This is a genomic window from Cardinium endosymbiont of Oedothorax gibbosus (genome assembly GCF_936981045.1).
Lineage (GTDB): Bacteria > Bacteroidota > Bacteroidia > Cytophagales > Amoebophilaceae > Cardinium.
Genome location: NZ_OW441264.1, coordinates 384614 through 400196 on the forward strand (window position 1 = coordinate 384614; position 15583 = coordinate 400196).

Annotated in this window: 14 protein-coding genes and 2 tRNA genes; 7 read left to right on the forward strand and 9 right to left on the reverse strand. The window is 35.6% G+C overall.

Annotated features, from left to right (window positions below):
* The first annotated feature begins 438 nt into the window (after positions 1 to 438).
* Positions 439 to 723, forward strand: coding sequence for an FtsB family cell division protein (locus NBW36_RS01710; RefSeq protein ID WP_250238712.1), 285 nt, complete (start codon positions 439 to 441; stop codon positions 721 to 723).
* A 664-nt stretch (positions 724 to 1387) separates the two neighbouring features.
* Here NBW36_RS01710 and NBW36_RS01715 read toward each other — a convergent pair.
* A complete protein-coding gene (locus tag NBW36_RS01715) occupies positions 1388 to 2611 on the reverse strand; it encodes a hypothetical protein (RefSeq protein ID WP_250238714.1) in 1224 nt (407 codons plus the stop codon).
* Positions 2612 to 3304: 693 nt separating this feature from the next.
* On the opposite strand from NBW36_RS01715, the gene mutL reads away from it, so the two are divergent.
* Together mutL and NBW36_RS01725 are read left to right on the forward strand one after the other, a co-directional pair.
* Positions 3305 to 5101, forward strand: a complete 1797-nt coding sequence (gene mutL / locus NBW36_RS01720; protein WP_250238716.1) for a DNA mismatch repair endonuclease MutL — start codon at positions 3305 to 3307, stop codon at positions 5099 to 5101.
* A 134-nt stretch (positions 5102 to 5235) separates the two neighbouring features.
* Positions 5236 to 5619 carry a transposase gene (locus NBW36_RS01725; RefSeq protein WP_250238718.1) on the forward strand — a complete coding sequence of 128 codons (384 nt, stop codon included), beginning with the start codon at positions 5236 to 5238 and terminating at the stop codon, positions 5617 to 5619.
* 112 nt (positions 5620 to 5731) lie between these two features.
* On the opposite strand, the gene NBW36_RS01730 is transcribed toward NBW36_RS01725, so the two are convergent.
* From NBW36_RS01730 to NBW36_RS01740, 3 genes are all read right to left on the reverse strand, one after another.
* Positions 5732 to 6439 (reverse strand): IS6 family transposase, encoded by a 708-nt coding sequence (locus NBW36_RS01730; RefSeq protein ID WP_250239030.1) that lies wholly within the window; start codon positions 6437 to 6439, stop codon positions 5732 to 5734.
* Between the two features lie 69 nt (positions 6440 to 6508).
* On the reverse strand, positions 6509 to 7324 hold the full coding sequence (locus NBW36_RS01735) for a glutamate racemase (RefSeq protein ID WP_250238720.1): 816 nt from the start codon (positions 7322 to 7324) through the stop codon (positions 6509 to 6511).
* 157 nt (positions 7325 to 7481) lie between these two features.
* A tRNA-Ile gene (locus NBW36_RS01740) sits at positions 7482 to 7555 on the reverse strand.
* Between the two features lie 533 nt (positions 7556 to 8088).
* Here NBW36_RS01740 and NBW36_RS01745 point away from each other — a divergent pair.
* Positions 8089 to 8760, forward strand: coding sequence for a hypothetical protein (locus NBW36_RS01745; protein ID WP_250238722.1), 672 nt, complete (start codon positions 8089 to 8091; stop codon positions 8758 to 8760).
* Positions 8761 to 8864: 104 nt separating this feature from the next.
* Positions 8865 to 9272, forward strand: coding sequence for a transposase (locus tag NBW36_RS01750; RefSeq protein ID WP_250238724.1), 408 nt, complete (start codon positions 8865 to 8867; stop codon positions 9270 to 9272).
* Here the strand turns inward: NBW36_RS01750 and NBW36_RS01755 are convergent.
* From NBW36_RS01755 to NBW36_RS01775, 5 genes are all read right to left on the reverse strand, one after another.
* A complete protein-coding gene (locus tag NBW36_RS01755) occupies positions 9227 to 9934 on the reverse strand; it encodes an IS6 family transposase (protein ID WP_250239072.1) in 708 nt (235 codons plus the stop codon). The genes NBW36_RS01750 and NBW36_RS01755 overlap by 46 nt on opposite strands.
* Before the next feature lie 42 nt (positions 9935 to 9976).
* Positions 9977 to 10132: a DDE-type integrase/transposase/recombinase gene (locus tag NBW36_RS01760; RefSeq protein ID WP_250238726.1), complete on the reverse strand. Its 156-nt coding sequence runs from the start codon at positions 10130 to 10132 to the stop codon at positions 9977 to 9979.
* A 162-nt stretch (positions 10133 to 10294) separates the two neighbouring features.
* Entirely contained in the window at positions 10295 to 10948 is a 654-nt protein-coding gene (locus NBW36_RS01765; protein ID WP_250238728.1) for a transposase, read from the reverse strand.
* Between the two features lie 24 nt (positions 10949 to 10972).
* Positions 10973 to 11203, reverse strand: a complete 231-nt coding sequence (locus NBW36_RS01770; RefSeq protein ID WP_320412881.1) for an IS110 family transposase — start codon at positions 11201 to 11203, stop codon at positions 10973 to 10975.
* A 382-nt stretch (positions 11204 to 11585) separates the two neighbouring features.
* Positions 11586 to 13616, reverse strand: coding sequence for a hypothetical protein (locus tag NBW36_RS01775; RefSeq protein WP_250238730.1), 2031 nt, complete (start codon positions 13614 to 13616; stop codon positions 11586 to 11588).
* Between the two features lie 285 nt (positions 13617 to 13901).
* Here NBW36_RS01775 and NBW36_RS01780 point away from each other — a divergent pair.
* Both NBW36_RS01780 and NBW36_RS01785 read left to right on the forward strand, forming a co-directional pair.
* A tRNA-Gln gene (locus NBW36_RS01780) sits at positions 13902 to 13973 on the forward strand.
* Positions 13974 to 14139: 166 nt separating this feature from the next.
* Positions 14140 to 15360: an ATP-dependent Clp protease proteolytic subunit gene (locus NBW36_RS01785; RefSeq protein ID WP_250238738.1), complete on the forward strand. Its 1221-nt coding sequence runs from the start codon at positions 14140 to 14142 to the stop codon at positions 15358 to 15360.
* The last annotated feature ends 223 nt before the right edge of the window (positions 15361 to 15583 follow it).

Sequence of the window (15583 nt, forward strand, 5' to 3'; positions counted from 1 at the left end):
GTTAATATTTGCACCTATTTAACAAGTTTTTATATCTAATTTTATAAATATAATATATATAATAAACTGATTACCAGAATTATTTGTTATTCAACTACCTATTTAACTGTCTAATAAAACAAATTTTATAAATTTTCATTGATATTGATTATCAAATGAAAAAATAATCTAATCCTGAACTCACGTATACATATGGAAGACATAGATAGCACAACCATACTACATAATGCTTTCTATCGGCCCAAAGATGATAGATAAAAGGCATTTATGCCTTTTACTTATTAAAGTAATTATTTTATATTGCTTATCCTTTTGTTTATTGTCTATCGGGTTAATTTTTACCGATCAGCTGTATGGGTATCTTAAGCCCCCACCATTGGCTGAACATATACAATAATTTTTTAACGTTTTTGGCTTAGTATGAACTATAAAAATAAAATGCAACCTATTAAAAAAGTATTGTTAGACCCCTATTTTATTTTAACCATCTTGTTTGCTGTATGGATGCTCTTTTTGGATTATCAAAATGTATTTGTACAGTATAGATTATACAAATGTTGGCAAAAGTTGCAAGCAGAGGCTATCGATTATAAATTTCAGATTCAGCAGATTAAGAAAGAAAAAAAAGAGCTTATTGATAATATGGATTTCTTAGAGAAGGTTGCGCGTGAAAAATATTATATGAAGCGAGCGAAAGAAGATTTGTATATTATACGGGAATAGCATTGTACTAAGGTATTAACGTGAGTTCGGGATTAGATTATTTTTTCATTTTATAATCAATATTAATAAAAATTTATAAAATTTGTTTTATAGACAGTTAAATAGGTAGTTGAATAACAAATAATTCTGATAATCAGTTTATTATATATATTATATTTATAAAATTAGATATAAAAACTTGTTAAATAGGTGCAAATATTAACTAAATAATTGATATTAAATTGTTGTAAATCAGTCACATAAATACCGAACTCACGTTATTAGGGATATTATGGCCGCCGATAAAGGAATTTGGCGTTTTAGTAAAACATTAGTCTTTAAACAATCTGGTTTTCAGCGGATCAGAAAATCATCTGTTTGAAGCCCGAGTATTGGGCTGAGTTTATGATTTTCCCTCTCGAAATCAGATTGTTTCATTAATTTTACTGTGTGCCAAATTCCTTTATCGGCAGCCATAAGCAGGGGGCATACTAACCATCCACAAACCGCTTTTTGCACGTCTGCGCTAAAATACATTCGCCCTTAAGCCCCCACCATTGGCTGAACGATGGATACGATTTTGTTATATAGTAAGAAACAGACAGCTAAATGGATACAAAAGTTAAGCAACTTCTTACAGGAAATCCACTAATCACGCAATCGAGCTATTGCTTCCTGGTCCATTTTAGCTAAAATACAGCGTGTAGTATGGAGTTTTTTCACTACAATGCTTTACTACCTCAGGATTATATTTATCTTCCTCTTCTTGACCACCACCGTCATCATCATCTTTTTCTAGTTTATCACTATCCCATTCTACATCTTCTGAAATATTACTATTATTGTCTTCACATCCATCAAAATCCCAGCCAATACCCGAGCTACCATACAAGCTACTATCAACAAATTTACTATTTTCATGGTCACTATGATAATCTTCTCCTGGCATATCTTCTGTTTGGACCTGAATATCACGAGTTTGTTTAGGCTTTTTCAAACCATCAGCAACTACTCCTTCTTGAGACATCTGCTTTAGGCTTGAGGCATCTACTTGCTCGATTACACGCTTATATATAGCCTTACCCTCTTTAACAGAGGATGCGCTATTATTTAATGATATCAGACGATAACGATTACCATGTTTAATATAAAGATAAGCAGCATCGTCTGATGGGCTTGCAGCAGGTTGCAATCTATTGCCACAAACCGAAGCAGAACAGATTTCGTTTGTAGAATGAACCGTATTTGTGGAAAGATATCTTACCAGCTGAACGAGTTCACTAGTAGATGCAGGCGTACGTTTTGTAACCATAAAACCTGCATGATTAACATCTTCAAATCTTGTCTTATCTTGCCTACTCTCAAGCAGCACTATGCTACTCATACCATTAAACGCTTTTATGCCATAATCTAAAACACTGAAAATAGTAAAATCATTGGTACAGGTTGCTTCTAGCTTACTACAGGCATCTTTATGAAACAATGATTCCACTTCCTTTTCCTTAGATAACCCATCTATCCATTCGTTTGGAACCTCTATAAGTATACTAAGTACTTCACTACTACCATCAAGGTAAGATAAAGTAACCTCTTGATTGGAAAGATGCATATTTGCACAATGCTTTAAACTCTTAGGAGCATAAAAAAGCAACCCCATTTTTTGCGATTCAGTTTTACCGGATTGGTTTGCTGGATCAATCTGTATAAGACCAAGGTTATGATCCATCTTGAAGTAACTTACCACTCCTAGAAAATGGCTGGAGTTACTTTTTGAAGAGATAACATTATTAGATACTGTTTGGTGTTTGGGTGATTTGAATGCAATAGATGACGAGTCTTTACTTTCTTTTGAAAAAAGGTTATAAACACCTTTATCGCACCCTTGAAAACCAAGTAGAAGCGTACTCATGTTTGCTAAAATCACCTTTGGTCCAATGTATCCTTTGCATATTGACTGGGTTTTACGTATATTGTCACACATGTTTGTTTTTTTACTAGTATAAGGCTTTACATATCAGCCCCACAGGATGAATTTCCCTAACAGCCATTGTGCCAGCCACATCATGCGATTAGGCCAATAACGCCTCCATACCTATAAAGCTATAGTATGTAATTTGAATAAAATAAACTCATCAGAAATGCATAATAGCGTAGCATAAATTTGTAAATGGTTAAAACTATCCCTTGCATAAAACCAAATCTTAAAAGAGCTGATAAAACGGGTACTATGCGCTCCCCCAAATAACTCTGAAAAGACAAAACTATGAAGATTATGATTCATTTTCATAGAAAAAATTCCTATTCCCTTGCTAGAGGCTGTTTACATATGGTACCAAAAAAAATTAGAATCTGCAAATTTATGTAACCACTTATTGCATAAAACAGTTAACGGGCTTTTCACAAACTTGTTTTATGACAAGCAAAAACTTTTAGAACGCTTTATGTTACCTACAGGCCACTATATCTGTAAAGCAACATTTTTAATTTTTAGGGAATGATAGGCCGATACAATTGAATAAAACGATTGAAAGGTCAAAGACATGGCTACATAAAGTTTTCTTAAATGTTCCAAATTCCCTAATCATCACATAGCACAAATGTAATGAATACAATTCGCCTTCTCTCTGATTTACTGATTAATCAAATAGCAGCTGGCGAAGTAGTACAACGTCCTGCTTCTGTAGTCAAAGAACTACTCGATAACGCGATAGATGCAGGCAGCAAGAATATAAAAATTGTTATAAAAGATGCTGGAAAGCAATTTATTCAAGTGATTGATGATGGTATAGGCATGAGTGAAGTAGATGCTCGAATGTGTTTTGAAAAACATACCACTTCTAAGATTGCCAACACGGATGATTTATCTAAAATCCAAACCATGGGTTTTAGAGGAGAGGCAATGGCCTCTATCGCAGCAGTAGCACAGGTAGAAATGGAAACCCGTCTACATCAAGCGTCTATCGGCGTCTTGATTGCTATAGAGGGATCTAAGATCAAAAAACAGGAAGCGGTCGCTACATCACCAGGCACTAAGGTTAGTGTTAAAAATCTATTTTATAATGTTCCAGCACGAAGAAACTTCTTGAAATCTAACCCTGTAGAATTCAAGCATATCCTAGAAGAAGTCCAACATGCAGCACTTGCTAGAACAGAGATTGGATGGAAACTTTACCACAATGATACGGAAATATATAATCTGTCACCAGAAAAATTAAGCCATAGAATTGTCCATCTATTTGGAGAAAGTTATAAAAAACAACTGATCCCCTGTAAAGAAACTACCGATATAGTGACTATAGAAGGTTACATAGGCAAACCAGAACAAGCAAAAAAAACAAGAGGGGAACAATTTTTATTTGTAAACCAGCGTTTTATAAGGAGCCCATTTTTAAACCATGCGATTAAAAACACGTACGATAGACTCTTACCAGTAGATAACTTCCCCTTTTATACCATCTATTTAACCATTGACCCTAAATGGGTTGACATAAACGTACACCCTACTAAAACAGAGATTAAATTTCAAGACGAAAGAGCGCTTTATGCGATTTTGCAAGCGGCCATTAAAAAAAGTTTGGCGACCCATCATGTAGTCGATTCTTTAGATTTTGACCAGGATACCAATTTTTCTCTGTTACGCTTTACAAATCCTGTCCAAATAAACAACCATCCTACGCACTCAGAAAAAGAACGCACCTATACACAATTTAAAGTAGACCATTCTACGCTATCTTCTACGCCTTCTAAAAACTGGCAAAATTTATTTACGGATCACAAAGATAACAGCACAACGCGCACATTAGACCAAACCGTTGGTACATTGCAACATCAGCATGGAGTAGGAACAGCTGTACAATTGTATACCAACTATATTATCGTGCAAGTACAGTCTGGTGCACTTTTAATTGATCAGCAAGCAGCACATGAACGGGTACTGTATGACAAGTTTTTGGCCCACTTTCAAAATAAAAGTGGTGCATCACAACAGTTGCTTATGCCAGAACACCTAGTAGTAAACCCTATAGATTATATGGTTTTACTAGAAAATGAAGCTATTTTGCGTTCATTAGGCTTTGTTATTGACCCATTTGGGGAATCTACTATTATTATCCATGGCTGCCCAGCTGAACTGAGCCACCACTCACCAAAGCAATTATTGGAAGGGCTAATAGAACAACTCAAATGGAACAACAGTAAGCATAAACTGGAAACTTCAGAATGTTGCATCAGGACATTGGCTAAAAAAGCGAGCCTACCACATGGCACAAAACTAAATGGAATCGAAATAGATGCGTTATTGGCACAATTATTTTCATCTAGCAATACCATGTATGCGCCAGATGGAAAAAAAATATGTGTAATGTTATCAAAAGATAGTTTGGCAAATTTGTTGAAATAAGGAAAATGTCAATCACTACTGCAGCGTTAATATGTGGGAAAACCTGAATATAGTGGACTGAAAAAATCGGACAAAAATATTTTAATTTATTTTCCGTATCGTTTAGTTTTAGAGTCATACAATAAATTAATCAGATGGGTAAAAATAAGATTAGGGATTTTAGTTCGGAAGAAAAAACTAAGATAGTATTCGCTTTACTAAAAGAAGATTTAACGCTAGTTGAGCTATCGTCCAAATATGGCGTCACTAGTAAAATCCTTCAAAATTGGAAGCGTCAGTGTTTAGAAAATGCTTCAGTAGCCTTTGATCCATCAAAAATTGTTAGCGTTTATAAAGATGCAATACAGACTCTTAAGCATCAAAATGATGAACTGGCTAAAGCTTCAGGGAAGGCTACCGTTGAGCGAGATTGGGCAGTGAGAAAGCTAAAGAGCTTGGATGTATTAAATAAGAAAAGTCTTGTTAGATCCAAGCTTCCCAACCGGGTCTTTTGTTTTAAGTGTGTAAATATTTTTTAGGATTTATCTTTACCTAAATCATAACACTTAAAACAATGAAAGGAAAAGAGAGGTTCTGTCGCGTCTATAGTTTTTTTAGTATAGGTTTTTCGTTTAAGTCAAATTTTGGATATTATGCGGCCATTAAGATAGCAAAGTTTTCAAAAGTAGAAAGATGATTTTTAGCTCCTCTTACTTGTCCTTTTTGAATCATACGAATGTTTTCTATCCCTGAAATAGTAATGGAAGCAGAATAAAAATTCTTAAAACCCAGCATAGGTTTTATCCGTTTTTTGATAAACCTATGATCTTGTTCAACTCTATTATTCAAATATTTGTTTTGCAATATTTGAATGGTATGATCTTGATCAAGATCTGTATTGATCGCATCAAGGGCAGCTTTATTACTACCGCTTTTGTCAATTACTACTTTCTTAGGAATATTATTTTCTGTGATCGCCTTTCGAAAAAAAGAAAGCGTTGAAGACTTGTCTCTATGCTCAGATAGAAAAAAGTCAACTGTATCACCATAACGATCTACTGCTCTATATAAATAGATCCACTTCCCGTTTAGTTTAACATAGGTTTCATCCATTCTCCAACTACTACCAACTGGTCGTTTTCTTTTTCTTACTGCTTTATCTATCAGAGGAACAAACTTAATAACCCATCTCTGTAGCGTAGAATGATCAACTCTTGCGCCTCTCATACGCATCATCTCTTCCAAATCTCTATAGCTCAAGGAAAAACGACACTTCATGTATACAAATAACAGGATGACTTCTGATGAAGAACAATAACCTTTAAAATATGGTAATAACTCGGGAGAAATATTAAACATAATAACTACTTTTTTAAATACCGATACTAAAATAATCATTTTTTAGAATAAACGCGACAGAACCCAAAATTATACTATCGACCTATCACAACAGACTCGGTCTATTGATTGCGTATCGTTCACTAGGTTAATTTCTATAGGGGTTTGCCCAAATAGTTTCTTGCTGGCATTTTTAAAAGATGGGGTTAGTGCAGTTGCCATAAAACGATCAAGTGGTGTTCTTTCTGTGGTGTTTAAGAGATTATGTGCAGTTAAAAATTTTTTGACTGCTAATGCGGTAAGTTTTGCTACATCTATTATTTCAATTTCTTTTGGATAATGCGCCCTGACAAAACTTTTTAATGCTTTTTCTAAAAATATATAATGTGTACAAGCTGGGATCAGTGCATCTAAATGCGGGGGAGCGATTTGATTTAAATAATGATCTAATAAAAGGTGATCTATCTTGCTCCCATTGAAACAAGCTTCTACCATAGGCACCAGTAGGGGAGTGGCTAGAGCAGTAAGTCTAATGCCAGTGGTGCGCAATCGTTCTGCATAGATGCCATTTGATACGGTATAGTGGGTACCTATAAGACCGACCTGGTTATAACGGTTGGTTGCATTAATATAGGTTATTACTGGGTCAATGACATTGATGATATCAATTTCTGCTCCTATGGCTTTAAGATAAGATGGCAAAAACCGATCTGCAGCAGCAGTGGCAGTGTTACAAGCCATCACCAGCAGCTTATAGTCTTTACTTAAGCAAAAATTTATTACTTGTGCGATATAGCCACGTAGCGCCATCGATCTCTTTTCACCATAAGGCAAGTTTTTAGTATCTCCGATATAATGAATTGTTTCTTGTGGTAAAAGTGCTTTGATGACGCTAGCAATGGCCAAACCCCCTATGCCGCTGTCGTAAATGGCAATAGGGGCATGCTTATAGGTATCGGAACACACAATAGAAAAGGTGGCTACTAGGGCTTAATAAATAATACAAAAAAATGACGCAACTGCGGCCCTACAACAGAATATTGTTCCAACCAGGTAAACAACGTGGGCCCACCAGGACTTGAACCTGGGACCTGCTGATTATGAGTCAGATGCTCTAACCAACTGAGCTATGGGCCCCTATAAGCAACCTACTGCTCCAAAGAAACCTCGGCGATAAAGCGAACAACACTTTACAATACTACGCCTTTTTTTATAAAAAACCAGGGCCTGTGTTGTATCTTTGGATAGATTTTGATCTAGTTACGCTTGTAATAACGTGAGTTCGGGATTAGATTATTTTTTCATTTGATAATCAATATAAATGAAAATTTATTAAATTTGTTTTATTAGACAGTTAAATAGGTAGTTGAATAACAAATAATTCTGGTAATCAGTTTATTATATATATTATATTTATAAAATTTAGATATAAAAACTTGTTAAATAGGTGCAAATATTAACTAAATAATTGATATTAAATTGTTGTAAATCAGTCAAATAAATCCCGAACTCACGTTAATAGCTAAATTTGCCTATGGCATAACCATTTCATCCATCTGTTCGGTAAGGATTATTTTTAGTTGTTTTTGTATTTTACTTATTTTTTTTAAACTTTAGGAAATACTTAACTTAGTGCTATATTTTTTACTGCTCTATTTTCAATTTTGCCTATGCGTTATTTTATATACTTGTTATCTTCTTGGAAGAAATCTTTAATAGCTATTGTTCCATTATGTCTATTGTGGGCTTCAACTTGCCCTTCTGAGAAAAAAGAAAGCGAAACTTTGCATCCCCGTTGGGAGGTGATTAATATTTCAGAGGATAATTTGGATAAAGATAAGTGTACCATTACCAAATGTCGTTTAGGGGCCTTGCGTTTTCATGTTACGGATCGTCAAAAATGTTTTAATTCAAACGATTCTTGTGCAGAATCTGAAAATAATATTGTAGATACGCAGGATACAGAAGAAAATAATTGGGTGTTAACGCCTAATTTTTATGGCAGCGTGACAAAGGAAAAATTTCCTAAAACTATGCAAACGGGCATGAAGTATAAGTTTAAGCCTAACCTTAGTAAGGAATATGGTATCCCGTTCTCCTTTTTAGAGGAATGGTTGGCGGTAGACCCTATCGATTATAAAGACGTTATATTGATTATTGCTACAGGAATAGGAGGTAAGTTAGGTGTCAGTGAACCACTAGAAAAGGCCTTAGAAGATAAAAAAGGAAAGGGTGCAATTCGAGATTATCGAATGCTAACGACTAAGGGTGCTATAATAAGACATAACCAATATGTTAAAGAAGGGAAAAAGGTCTTTACTTTTATCCATACTGCTGGGTAGTTGCTTTTTAGCATCTAATAAGTATATCAGTATCGGGTCTTTTGTTTTAAGTGTGTAAATATATTTCGGATTATATATTTAGATAAACTAAAATACTTAAAACAATGAAAAGAAAAGAGACAGTTAAAGATGGGATAAGCAAGTCCATAGATGTACTGATAGACTCAGGTGTAGAGCTATCGACCCTATTTGATCAAGGCGGCTTACTCAAACAATTAAGGAAATGTCTTGTAGAAAAAGCATTAGCATCAGAAATGGATAACCATTTAGATTATAACAAATATGCAGGTAGTGATTCAGATAATGCTCATAATGACTTGTCTAGTAAGCAAATTATCACTGATAATGGGGTTATATCGGTTGAGGTCCCTAGAGATAGATTATCCACTTTTGAACCTGTTTTATGGTTCTGTCGCGTCTATAGTTTTCTTAGTATAGGTTTTTCGTTTAAGTCAAATTTTGGATATTATGCGGCCATTAAGATAGCAAAGTTCTCAAAAGTAGAAAGATGATTTTTAGCTCCTCTTACTTGTCCTTTTTGAATCATACGAATGTTTTCTATCCCTGAAATAGTAATGGAAGCAGAATAAAAATTCTTAAAACCCAGCATAGGTTTTATCCGTTTTTTGATAAACCTATGATCTTGTTCAACTCTATTATTCAAATATTTGTTTTGCAATATTTGAATGGTATGATCTTGATCAAGATCTGTATTGATCGCGTCAAGGGCAGCTTTATTACTACCGCTTTTGTCAATTACTACTTTCTTAGGAATATTATTTTCTGTGATCGCCTTTCGAAAAAAAGAAAGCGTTGAAGACTTGTCTCTATGCTCAGATAGAAAAAAGTCAACTGTATCACCATAACGATCTACTGCTCTATATAAATAGATCCACTTCCCGTTTAGTTTAACATAGGTTTCATCCATTCTCCAACTACTACCAATTGGTCGTTTTCTTTTTCTTACTGCTTTATCTATCAGAGGAACAAACTTAATAACCCATCTCTGTAGCGTAGAATGATCAACTCTTGCGCCTCTCATACGCATCATCTCTTCCAAATCTCTATAGCTCAAGGAAAAACGACACTTCATGTATACAAATAACAGGATGACTTCTGATGAAGAACAATAACCTTTAAAATATGGTAATAACTCGGGAGAAATATTAAACATAATAACTACTTTTGTAAATACCGATACTAAAATAATCATTTTTTAGAATAAACGCGACAGAACCGTATTGGATACCTTATAACTCAATATGGCTTTACTGTGCCAATCTATAATAGCTGAGAGGTAGATAAACCCAATACTGGTGCGAATATAAGTAATATCCTCACTCCAAACTTGATTCGGTTTAGGTACATGCACCTGCTTTGTTGTACCAGCGTTGACCCAATATTTATCCAACAAGTAACTATATACGAACTATGTTAAAAAACAAATCTGATCGTAGAAATTTTTATAATTATTTGGTTCATTAATCTCAAACAAGAGCGCTTTAAGATGCTCCTAAAAGTCTTCTCTTAACTGCTAAGAAGTTACTTTCAGCTTAGAAAGGTACCCATCAATATAGCAAGTATAGTCCCTAAGAATAGCAAACACTTTTCTAATCAGTTTATTAGCGACAGCAATAAGCGCCACTTTCCCAGGTTTTCTTCTGGCTTTTAATCTCTCATAAAATGTTTTACACGCCTTATTAAACCGTATAGCAGACCAAGAAGCCATATAGAGCAAAGAACGCAGCTGGGAGTTCCCATGACGGTTGATATGCCCCTTCTTCCTTATGGAAGAGCCTGAATGCTCATAACTAGGAGCTAAGCCAATGAACTTAGAGAACTGTTTGGCCCTTTGAAAATGCTGCCCCCCTCCAGTGGAAACAATAAGCTGCAGAGCGGTTCTATCTCCAATGCCCTTAATAGAACTAATGCGCTTATAGAGCTCATTATAGCTCTCCTGGGTGATAGAAAGCATTTGTTGCTCCAGAAGCTCTATCTGTTCTTCCAGGCAGGCTATAGTTTCCTTGAGTGTTCTTAAGGCGAAGTCATCTGCTTGAGGCAACACATTAAAAGACTCTAGCAGATTATAGAACATAATAAGTTGTTTTTTTAGCTGAACAAGAAGCTTTTTTTGTTGATTTAACCCTTGTATATTTTGGGGAAGCATTCTGTAAGGGGCAGGCTGCATCTTTTCTCCATAAAGGGCAATAAGTTAGGCATCTACCTTATCGGTTTTGGTTATAACTAGCATCATCCGAGCAAAATGTTTGATTTGCTTGGGATTGACCATCGACACAACTATTTCATGCTCTGTAAGTATCTGCAGTAATAAAGCGCCATAGTTGTCTGTGACTTCTAAGACACAGTGATGCGTTGTTTTATCAAGTTGAGCTAAAAAGGTTTCAATTCCTTTGGGATCATTCTTATAGGTGATAGTAGGTATCCTTTCTCTTGGGGAAAAGCTGCTACAAAGCTGCTTTTTCCTAGGTCAATGCCTATGTATTTCATAACTTATTATATATATACTATATCAATTCATCTTTTAAACTAGCGTCGCATATACAGGCTTTAAGGCCTACCGAACTATTCAGTTTTTAAGATGAAAGATCTGAGGGCTCAACGTATTTAACGGTATCTAATAACCAACCTTGTGGCGGCCTTTTTCCAGGTCTTTTTTTATTCTACAAACATACGACCTTATTATCTTTAAGCACGTACTCCCGCATGGCAACTTTTTACAAGGGGCGTTTTTTTATTTCGTAACATTTCTACACCTCTCAACCAACACTTTTTTATGTGCTTATAAAAAAATAGATGCAAGATACCTAACAGGTGCCTTCACAGAGCTGTAATGCCTGGTTAGCTGCCTGTACTAATTCTTCTACGATTTTAGCATTCAAATATTTCTTACCAAGTTCAATATCTATCGTAAGGGTTTCTTGGGCCATATATTTTACCTCGTCCAGTTGGATATAATCTTTGGCATGACGTAAATCATAAAGTCGTTCAGCAAATTTAATGCAAAGTACGTAAAGTTGTTCTCGGTTGATGATTCGTTTGAGACGATTACCCACATAGAGTCCAGATGGCTCCATCTCTTCACGTTTATTGACTGCTACAATACTTTCTACAAAACGATAGGCTTCCACACTATAATTGGCTTTAATATAAGCAAGTGGTAAACCTGCATAACGTACTAAGCCATACAGCACACTGAAATAAACTATCCTTGATTGGTAAGGCACCCATTCTGCTACTAATTGGGCAATACCTAACGCACGTACATAAAGTAATTGTCCTGATGCGTGCCGCCTAAAACCATAACAACGCCGTACCAGGAAAAAAAGCTCATCTAATACAATCGTACGCACATCAGCCATCGTGCAAAAACTATTATAGGCTTGCGTTAATGTTACCATAGACGCCTTAAATTCTCTATAGGAAATAGAAACATCTGAAGGTGGTATTCTGGAAATCATTTCATCCCGTACAGCAGCTGCATTACAAGGCACCACTATAAGCATAGATCTTTTAGGAGAAGCCGGAAATTGTAAGTAACCATAGTGGATACGAACGATTCTTTCTATGTTTCGTTTTTCTATATTGGTCCACTCTCCTTCTTCTTGCATCACATTGTGCCAATTAAACTCACTACCTACTGTAACATCTTGATAAGCACTTTTAATTGTAGGCAAGGCTTCCTCAGACATAGCAGCATTACTAATGACTAGAGCTATAGCAGGAAAGCACACATCTGTAGTATATCTCTCTTCGGAAGGGTCCCTTGGCTCATATTTTAAACAGGTGGTATATAATTGAATGCGTACAAACCGATCTTTTGAAGCATCTAGGCTGGCAAGACTTAAAATAACAGGACGCAATAAACAGACCAGCTGGTTTGCATCACATATGATCTTTTGAGGCAGCTTATCACCTTTGGTCTCTATGACCAACTTTGGCATAGCGCGCGCACTACTTTCAAACTCTAGCGAAACTTCTAACCTTCGGATCAGCTCATCAAGGCTTACTTCAATTGGTAGCAAAATGATATGATTGTCAGACTTGGCCCGTTGTTTTAGAAAAATATCCCAAATGACAAAATTCTTGGTAATGATATCTAAATCTTCTTTATAAAGCGGCCTATCATCTAAATAGGAAATAAAATTTGTGACCTCTTTCATTGTTTGATCTATAGAAGCGTACACTCCCTTTGGATTATTACGAACCGCCCCTAGGTCCGAGTATAAGCAAGACTCTGTTTGCCTTTGTTCCTGCTCTTCTCTTTGTTGTTCTTCTATTTTATTTTTTAAATAGTAGTCATGATATTTATAGCCAGCTAGCTTACGCTTATTATAAGCAATAATAAAAAAAATCATTGGGCTTAATCCCAGAAAGGATATTAAGAAACCACTTGATGCCAACAGTTGCTCCGTGCCCATGTTATAAATGACGTAAAAGAGCACTAATAATGTAAAGAAGACTAGCTTCATGCCTATATACAAGGGCAATACAAATAAGGTTACAGCCAAATGGGCTATAGATAAGGCTAACGCAAAAGCAGATGGAGGTTGAGTCAGACCTGACCAATTCCAAAGCACATTTATAGGAAGACAAAAAACTACACTCATTAACCAACGTCGCCCAATTTTCCAGGATGGAATTTCTTTCTTAGAATCGATTGCATAACCTATAAGCGAAATAGCCGTAATAAATTGAAGTAGGTACCAGTAGATAAAGCGATCATTTATATAATCTAATACAGTAGTGCATATAACATAACACCCCATACATCCCATTATAGCATCACTTGGCTTAAGCTTAGCCAACCTTTCTTTTGTAAAAGAAGATTTCAGCAACAACAAGATTAATATTGTAACAAAAGGTAGAATATTAAATGACATTATGACCTTTTAATAAAATCAAATCAAAAACCAAAAATTATACTAAATTGTCCCAGAGAACGGGCCAGAGGCTAATTATAAAACCAAGTTTCAAGTATAGAACGTTCTATGATCTTACCCAAGATATAAAAAGCCTACGTAGCCCTAATATATGAAATAAAACTTGAGCCATAAAAAGCGGATCATTACTTACTTTTTCCAATTAAATTAATACATTTGTAGTTGTATGCAGTCAGTTACTGTCCGGTAGTGTAACGGCAACACGTCTGGTTTTGGTCCAGAAGACTCTAGGTTCGACCCCTAGCCGGACAACTTCCAGAACAACGCTCATACTAAATTAATAATTAAGATGTTAGGTTTGAATTATAATCGTGGGTTAATAAGATTGGGGTTGTTTTTTTTCACATTATTAGTCACGCATCATATAGGATTCGCAAAAGAGGAAAAAGGTAAGAAGGTGGCTATTGTATCCCCTACAATGCAAAAAAAAGCCTCTGATGTTGATCATTCTAACGCTGCCAGTAAAGCCAAGCTAAAAAGTGATCTAGAAGCAGAAAACGCGCTTAATCGAGCACGCTTGGAAAAACAGCTTTCAACTATTATTGCTCAAATTGAGCAGCTTCGTCTTAAAAAAGAACTTCAGCGCTTGAATAAGGAGATAGAGGATGACAACGCGCGAGAAGCGCATGATAAAGCTATGCTTTTGCTAAATATGGAAAGAGAAAAGGTGACCATCGAACTAGAGCTAGCAAAAGCTAGATTTATGAAGCAAATGGAGCAGTATGATACCCAGTTAATCACATTAGATAAAAAGATACAATTAGAAAAAGGGCAAACGCAACTGTTGCAAGAGACCAGCCACCGGTTGCAAGCAGAAATGGGGGCCTTGCAAGCTAAAATAGCACGAGATAACTATATCCAAAAAAAGCCTATTTACCTGAAAGACCCATTGATCAAACGAAGCAATACTTTAGTCCTCTCTGATCGATATATTCAACTAAATGGTTCCATTACACCCTGGAAAGCAAATTATATTGTAGATCAAATTCACTATTTTAACAACAAAAATAGTCAGTATCCTATATTTCTTATCATTGGTTATTCCCCAGGCGGATGGGTATCCGCAGGGTGGAATATTCTACAAGCAATAGAGCATAGTAAAGCACCTGTCTATGTGGTCGTAAAAGCATTCGCTGCTTCTATGGCCGCTTTGATTACTACATTGGCTACTAAATCTTATGCTTATCCAAATGCTGAAATCCTACATCATCACCCCGGAATAAAAAATTTTTTTGGTAGATTAAATCTAAGAGAAACAAAAGAGATGTATGAGGACCTTAAGGAAACATGGAACCGTTTAGGGGGTAGAGTAGCCAGAAAAATGGGCATATCACTTGCAGCATTTGAGAAAAAGCTCTATGAGAAGTCTATGTATGGAGACTGGATGGAGTATGGTGACAATGCTAAAAAGCTTAAATGGGTCGATTATGTGATCAGTGGTATACAACATAGTGCGGTGAGCAGCTTACCAGATCCAACTGACTATACTTTTGAACAATTTATAAAGCAGTACGGCTTTGGTGAAGCAAAAGGAAAAGAACCATCTGAAGAGTGGTATTGCCATGCACTAGCGCCCCACGATTTTGACTATAGCTACAGGCCTACTAATAGAAAATCTCAGATAATGGGTAAGCAATAAGTTTGATAGCTATCATCTTGTTGGTGATATGGTTATTACTTAGTGTTCCATTTAAATAGCCACCATCTGTAAAGGTGTTTTACCTAGTATAGGTGGTTAACAAAGTTATATACCTACAATAGGCTAAAAAACGCTTCCCACTTTCTGCTACAGATAGGTGGTCATACCATTTATCAAAAGTGCAACAATTATTCAAACATTCAAATAGTAAATGCGTGAGTTC

Coding starts and splice junctions, on each gene's coding strand:
- NBW36_RS01710 (WP_250238712.1), top strand. CDS start 439: ATGCAACCTATTAAAAAAGTATTGTTAGACCCCTATTTTATTTTAACC.
- NBW36_RS01715 (WP_250238714.1), bottom strand. CDS start 2,611: ATGAGTACGCTTCTACTTGGTTTTCAAGGGTGCGATAAAGGTGTTTAT.
- mutL (WP_250238716.1), top strand. CDS start 3,305: ATGAATACAATTCGCCTTCTCTCTGATTTACTGATTAATCAAATAGCA.
- NBW36_RS01725 (WP_250238718.1), top strand. CDS start 5,236: ATGGGTAAAAATAAGATTAGGGATTTTAGTTCGGAAGAAAAAACTAAG.
- NBW36_RS01730 (WP_250239030.1), bottom strand. CDS start 6,439: ATGTTTAATATTTCTCCCGAGTTATTACCATATTTTAAAGGTTATTGT.
- NBW36_RS01745 (WP_250238722.1), top strand. CDS start 8,089: ATGCGTTATTTTATATACTTGTTATCTTCTTGGAAGAAATCTTTAATA.
- NBW36_RS01750 (WP_250238724.1), top strand. CDS start 8,865: ATGAAAAGAAAAGAGACAGTTAAAGATGGGATAAGCAAGTCCATAGAT.
- NBW36_RS01755 (WP_250239072.1), bottom strand. CDS start 9,934: ATGTTTAATATTTCTCCCGAGTTATTACCATATTTTAAAGGTTATTGT.
- NBW36_RS01765 (WP_250238728.1), bottom strand. CDS start 10,948: ATGCAGCCTGCCCCTTACAGAATGCTTCCCCAAAATATACAAGGGTTA.
- NBW36_RS01785 (WP_250238738.1), top strand. CDS start 14,140: ATGCAAAAAAAAGCCTCTGATGTTGATCATTCTAACGCTGCCAGTAAA.